This is a genomic window from Roseomonas sp. 18066 (assembly GCF_902706185.1).
Lineage (GTDB): Bacteria > Pseudomonadota > Alphaproteobacteria > Acetobacterales > Acetobacteraceae > Pseudoroseomonas.
The window spans coordinates 1-4,682 of record NZ_CACSJM010000257.1 but is presented as its reverse complement, the minus strand read 5'-3'; the positions used below and the strand labels follow the sequence as shown (position 1 = coordinate 4,682).

The window sequence follows — 4,682 nt, the reverse complement described above, 5'->3', positions numbered from 1 at the left end:
GGCCCGCCCCAGCCGGGCAATATTTCTGTCAGTTGCCCGCTGCGAAGCCCAGGCCCCGCCAGCCAGTCGGGGGTCAGGGTGATGCCGGCGCCCTCGATCGCCGCCAGCAGCGCCATCTCGGAGAAATCGGCGGCCAGGCGGAAGACCGGGCGCAGGCGGTGCCGCGCCTCGCCCTTCGCCAGCAGCCAGTCGGGGTAGTCGGCATGGCCGGTGAAGCCGAGGCAGGCATGCTTCGAGAGATCGTCGGGCGATTGCGGCACCCCCGCTGTCGCGAGGTAGCTGGGCGCCGCCACCAGCAGGTTGCGATACCCCGCGATGCGCCGCAGCGTCAGCGAGCTGTCGCGCAGCGGCCGGGCAGCGACGCGCAGGGCCAGGTCAAAACCTTCGGCGACGATATCCACCACCCGGTCGGAGAAGCGCAGCTCCAGCCGGATCTCCGGGTGACGGAGCAGGAAGCCGGGCACCAGCGGCGCCACCCAGTGCCGGCCGAAGGTCACCGGCAGCGAGACCCGCACCAGCCCCTGCGGCCGGGCGGCATGCTCGCTGGCCTCGCGCCCGGCGCTGGCGAGCTCCTCCAGCAGCGGCTGGATGCGGCGGCAATAGGCGGCACCCGCCTCGGTCAGGGCGACGCGGCGGGTGGTGCGGATCAGCAGCCGCACGCCGAGCGACTGCTCCAGCGCCGCCACCCGCCGCGACAGCACCGAGGCGTCACGTCCCAGCTTCTGGGCCGCCCCGGTGAAGCTGCCGGCCTCGGCGACGGCCAGGAGGGCGGATAATTCCTGCAGATCCTGCATGAGTGTTTTTCACCCCCGCCCGATTATCGGCGGAAAGCGCATAGCCTACCCCTGGGGCCGACAGAACCGAAAAAGGCCTCCGATGACCCAGAGCCGCCGCGTGCAGATCCGCGACTTCGGCCCGCCCGCCGTCATGACCCTGGTGACCGAGACGCTGCCGCCGCCCGGCCCCGGCCAGGTCCTGCTGCGGCAGACGGCGATCGGCTTCAACTTCATCGACATCTACCAGCGCAAGGGCCTCTATCCCTTGCCGCTGCCGACCGGGCTGGGCTTCGAGGCGGCGGGCGTCGTCGAGGCGCTGGGGCCGGATGTCGCGGGCCTGGCCGTCGGCGACCGCGTCGCCACCATGAATGCCGGCGTCGGCGCCTATGCGGAGGCCCGCAACGTGCCCGCCGACAAATTGATAAAGCTGCCTGACGCCATCAGCGACGAGGCGGCGGCGACCCTGCTGTTCAAGGGGCTGACGGCGCAATACCTGCTGCGCGCCACCCATGCCGTGCAGCCGGGCGAGCTGCTGCTGGTTCATTCGGCCGCGGGTGGCGTCGGGCAGATCCTGACCCGCTGGGCCACCGCGCTGGGGGCGGAGGTGATCGGCACCACCGGGTCACCAGGAAAAATCCCGGCGGCGCTGGAGGCGGGCTGCACGGCCGTGATCGACCTGAACGACCCGGACTGGCCGGCGGCCTTCCTGCGCGCCACCGGCGGGCGCAAGGCGCGCGTCGTCTATGACGCGGTGGGCAAGGACACGCTGGAAAGGTCGCTGGACTGCGCGGCGCCCTATGGGCTGGTGGTCAGCTATGGCGCCGCCTCGGGCAAGGCGCCGCCGATCGATGTCGAGACGCTGGGGGCCAAGGGCGGGCTCTATCTGACCCGGCCCTCGGTCTTTCCGCGCAATGCCGATCCGGCGGCGCTGCGGGCAAATGCCGCCGACCTGTTCGACGCCATCGCCCGCGGCCATGTCCGCGTCGATATCGGCCAGCGGTTTTCGCTCGACGACATCGTCGCCGTCCACGAGGCGGCCGAGGCGCGGCGCGCCGGCGGCGCCATCCTGATCACGCCCTGAGGCGTCAGACGTCCGCCGCGCGTTCGTCGAAGGCGCGGCGGGCCTCCTCCACCTCGACCAGGTTCTCTTCCGCCCAGATCCAGACGCCGCAGAAGGCGGCGCCCAGCCCCTCGCCGAGCTTCGTCAGGCGGTATTCCACCTTCGGCGGCACCACCGGATGGACGATGCGGGTGATCAGCCCGTCGCGCTCCATCTGCCGCAGCGTCTGGGTCAGCATCTTCTGGCTGACCCCGGGCACGGCGCGGGCCAGCGCGGTGAAGCGCAGCAGCCCGTGCTCGGCCAGCGCCTCCAGCACCAGCATGGTCCATTTGTCGGCGACCCGGCCGATCAGCTGGTTGACCAGCGCCTCGACCCGCGGGTCGATCGCGGCGGGGGGCGTCGAGGCGCGCGCGGCCTCGGCGCGGGCGATCGCCTCGGGCGAGAAGGGCAGCCGCGCCATCGACACTCTCCATTCGGTAAGTATAGAACTTTCGGGTGCCTTCTTCCCATCGGAGAGCGTCTGGCGCAAGTAGGGCGCCATCACGCTCCCCCGACAGGAAGAAAACCCATGCAGACCACCGGCAACACCATCCTGATCACCGGCGGCGGCTCCGGCATCGGCCGGGCGCTGGCGCAGCGCTGGCACGACCGCGGCAACCGCGTCATCGTCGCCGGCCGCCGCCTGGCCGCCCTCGAAGAGACCATCGCCGGCCGCGCCAACATGGCGGCGCTGACCGTCGACATCGACGATGCCAGCGCCATCCGCGCCTTCGCCGCCGAGGCGATCCGCCGCCATCCCGAGATCAACGTGCTGGTCAACAATGCCGGCATCATGCGGCGCGAGGACGCGACCGCGCCGCGCGACCTGGCCGACGCCGAGGCCACGGTGGTGACCAACCTGCTCGGCCCGATCCGCATGATCGACGCCTTCATCGGCCATCTGTCGGGCAAGCCGGCGGCGGCGGTGGTCAATGTCACCTCGGGCCTGGCCTTCGTGCCGCTGCCCTCGACGCCGACCTATTCGGCGACCAAGGCGGCGCTGCATTCCTACAGCGCCGCGCTGCGCCAGCAGCTGCAGGGCGGCCCGGTCGAGGTGATCGAGATCGTCCCCCCCGCGGTGCAGACCGAGCTGACCCCCGGCCAGTCCAGCCGCGACGGCTACCTCCCCCTCGAGGCCTTCGCCGACGAGGTGATGCAGCTCCTCGCCGTCACCCCCACCCCGGAAGAAATCCTGGTCGAGCGGGTCGGCATGCTGCGCCATGCCGAGGCGCAGGGGCGGTTCAAGGACGTCCTCGCCATGCTGGCCACGCACGGCTGACGCCCGGTCCGCCGGCGCTGGCAAAAGCTTGCGCCGGCAAAAAGCTTCCGGCATAGGCTGGGCATCGCCGACCGGCGGGATCCCCCCGCACCGGTCCGCCGTAAGCGTTCACGTCAACCAACGCACGCCCTGTCGCCAGATCGACGGGTCGTGCCGTTGCGTCCGGCGCGATCCCTGCGAGGCTGGTGCCGGGGCCCTTTGACCAGGGACCGACCACCGCCATGACCACCCCGCCCCAACCCATCCCGCCAGCCCGCGACCTGCGCCAGGTCGTCTGGCTGACCGTCGCGCTGTTCCTCTCCTATCTGTGCGTCGCCATCTCGCTGCCGGTGACCTCGGTGCATGTCACCACGGGCCTCGGCTTCGGCAATGCCCTGGCCGGCATCGCCGTCGGCATCGCCTTCGCCTCCACCATCCTGACCCGCGGCCTGGCCGGGCGGCTGTCCGACCAGCACGGCGGCAAGCACGCCATGCTGCGCGGCCTGCTGATCTATGCCGCCGCCGGCCTGGTCTGCGCCGCCTCGGCGCTGCCCGGCCTGGCGCCGGCCGCGGCCTATGCCGTGCTGATCGCCGGCCGGCTGCTGCTCGGCTGGGGCGAGAGCCTGGCCACCGTCGGCCTGGTCGCCTGGGCGCTGGGCATCGCCGGGCCGCCGCGGGCGGGGCGGGTCTTCAGCTTGGTCGGCATGGGGCTCTATGGCGCCTTCGCCGTCGGCAGCCCGCTCGGCGTCGCGCTGATGGACGCCTCGGGCTTCGCCGGCGCCATGCTGGCCTGCGCCCTGGTGCCGCTGATCGGCCTGGCGCTGGTGCTGCCGGTGGCCGCCGTCGCGCCGCCGGGCGGCGAGCGCCCCTCCTTCTGGCGCATCCTCGGCCGCATCTGGCAGCCGGGGCTGGTGGTCGGGCTGCAGGGCGTCGGCTTCGCCGCCATCGGCGCCTTCATGACGCTGCTGTTCCTGTCGCGCGGCTGGGCCCATGCCGGGCTGGGGCTGACCTGCTTCGGCCTGGCCTTCGTGCTGGTGCGGGTGGTCTTCGGCCATCTGCCGGACCGGCTGGGCAGCATTCCCGTGGCGCTGGTCTCGATCGCCGTCGAGGCCACCGGCCAGGCCCTGCTGTGGCTGGCGCCGGGCCCCGAGCTGGCGCTGGCCGGCGCGGCGCTGACCGGGCTGGGCTGCTCGCTGATCTTCCCCTCGATGGGGATCGAGGCGATGCGCCGCGTCGCGCCCAACCTGCGCGGCACCGCGGCCGGCGGCTTCTCGGCCTATCAGGACCTGGCCTATGGGCTGACCGGCCCGGTCACCGGGCTGCTGGCCGACCGGCTGGGCTACAGCGCCGTCTTCCTGGTGGGCGGGCTGGCGGCGGCCCTGGGCTTCCTGATGCTGCTGCGGATGGCGGCCACGCGGCGGCCGGCCTGACAGCGGGGCGTCTGACAGCGGGGCCCGATCGCGGCGATAGACGCTTTCCATTGGGCGGCGGCCCGGCGCCGCGATAGGCTGCCGCCCCATGACCGAGAAGCCCGCCGCCCAATGGAAAG

At 72.5% G+C, this 4,682-nt stretch carries 5 protein-coding genes; 3 read left to right on the top strand and 2 right to left on the bottom strand.

The features are described from left to right. Positions 1-794, bottom strand: a 794-nt coding sequence (locus GVN67_RS28145) for a LysR family transcriptional regulator (RefSeq protein WP_160000617.1), incomplete at its 3' end; no start/stop codon positions are given. 82 nt (positions 795-876) lie between these two features. Here GVN67_RS28145 and GVN67_RS28140 point away from each other — a divergent pair. After that, the gene (locus GVN67_RS28140) at positions 877-1,857 is read left to right on the top strand and encodes a quinone oxidoreductase (RefSeq protein ID WP_160000616.1); all 981 of its coding nucleotides are present in this window, start codon (positions 877-879) and stop codon (positions 1,855-1,857) included. 4 nt (positions 1,858-1,861) lie between these two features. Here the strand turns inward: GVN67_RS28140 and GVN67_RS28135 are convergent, their stop codons facing one another. Then, on the bottom strand, positions 1,862-2,296 hold the full coding sequence (locus GVN67_RS28135; RefSeq protein ID WP_160000615.1) for a helix-turn-helix domain-containing protein: 435 nt from the start codon (positions 2,294-2,296) through the stop codon (positions 1,862-1,864). A gap of 108 nt (positions 2,297-2,404) precedes the next feature. Between GVN67_RS28135 and GVN67_RS28130 the strand changes: the two genes are divergently transcribed. Together GVN67_RS28130 and GVN67_RS28125 are read left to right on the top strand one after the other, a co-directional pair. Then, entirely contained in the window at positions 2,405-3,154 is a 750-nt protein-coding gene (locus GVN67_RS28130; RefSeq protein WP_160000614.1) for an SDR family oxidoreductase, read from the top strand. A 221-nt stretch (positions 3,155-3,375) separates the two neighbouring features. Next, positions 3,376-4,563, top strand: a complete 1,188-nt coding sequence (locus GVN67_RS28125; RefSeq protein ID WP_160000613.1) for an arabinose transporter — start codon at positions 3,376-3,378, stop codon at positions 4,561-4,563. Positions 4,564-4,682: the final 119 nt, after the last annotated feature.

Coding starts and splice junctions, on each gene's coding strand:
- GVN67_RS28140 (WP_160000616.1), top strand. CDS start 877: ATGACCCAGAGCCGCCGCGTGCAGATCCGCGACTTCGGCCCGCCCGCC.
- GVN67_RS28135 (WP_160000615.1), bottom strand. CDS start 2,296: ATGGCGCGGCTGCCCTTCTCGCCCGAGGCGATCGCCCGCGCCGAGGCC.
- GVN67_RS28130 (WP_160000614.1), top strand. CDS start 2,405: ATGCAGACCACCGGCAACACCATCCTGATCACCGGCGGCGGCTCCGGC.
- GVN67_RS28125 (WP_160000613.1), top strand. CDS start 3,376: ATGACCACCCCGCCCCAACCCATCCCGCCAGCCCGCGACCTGCGCCAG.